At 63.5% G+C, this 906-nt stretch carries 1 protein-coding gene; it reads right to left on the minus strand.

Annotation, left to right across the window (positions count from 1 at the left end):
* Window positions 1-903: acyltransferase domain-containing protein (locus JK364_RS54465; RefSeq protein WP_269146474.1), on the minus strand; the 903-nt coding region annotated here is incomplete at its 3' end.
* Window positions 904-906 lie beyond the last annotated feature (3 nt).

The following is a 906-nucleotide window of genomic DNA, read 5'->3' on the forward strand; positions in this document are numbered from 1 at the left end:
GGTGTCGTTTTGGTTGTTGTGGAGGGTGTGGATGGTGGTGGTGTTGGGGTTGGTTTCGTGGATGCTGGGGGTGAGGGTTGGGTGGGGGCTGGTTTCGATGTAGGTGGTGTAGCCGTTGTTGGTGAGGTGTTCGATGGCGGGTTGGAAGAGGACGGGTTGTCGTAGGTTGCGGTACCAGTAGTCGGCATCCAGGGTGGTGTCGGTGATCCAGGTGTTGTCGGTGGTGGAGTAGAAGGGGGTGGTGGGTTTTTGTGGGGTGATGGGGGCGAGGATGTGTTGGAGTTCGTTGTGTAGTTGGTCGATGTGGCCGGAGTGGGCGGCGAAGTCGACTCCGGGGAGTTGCCAGCGCATGATGCGGTGGTGGGAGAGTTGTTGGGTGAGGTGGGTGATGGCGTCGGGGTCGCCGGTGATGGTGGTGGTGTTGGGTGCGTTGTGGGCGGCGATCCAGATGCGGGTGTTCCAGTGGTCGGGGTTGGCTATTTCCTGGATTTTCTCCGGTGGTGCGAGGACGCTGATCATGGTGCCGTGGCCGGTGAGGGGGAGGAGTGCTTTGCTGCGGAGGGTGGTGATGCGGGCGGCGTCTTGGAGGGTGAGGGCTCCGGCGGTGTAGGCGGCGGCGATTTCGCCTTGGGAGTGGCCGATGATGGCGTCGGGGGTGAGGCCGTGGTGTTGCCAGAGGGTGGCGAGGGCGGTCATGGCGGTGAAGAGGACTGGTTGGATGACATCGACGTGGTCCCAGGTGGGGGCTCCGGGCTTGCCGGTGAGGACGTCGGTGACGGACCAGTCGATGTATTCGGAGAGGGCTGCGTCGACCTCGCGGATGGTGTCGCGGTAGAGGGGTGAGGTTTCCCAGAGGCGTTGTCCCATGCCGACCCACTGCGAACCCTGACCGGGGAAGACCAGGAC

Source organism: Streptomyces endocoffeicus (assembly GCF_016741935.1).
GTDB classification, from domain to species: Bacteria; Actinomycetota; Actinomycetes; order Streptomycetales; family Streptomycetaceae; genus Streptomyces; species Streptomyces endocoffeicus.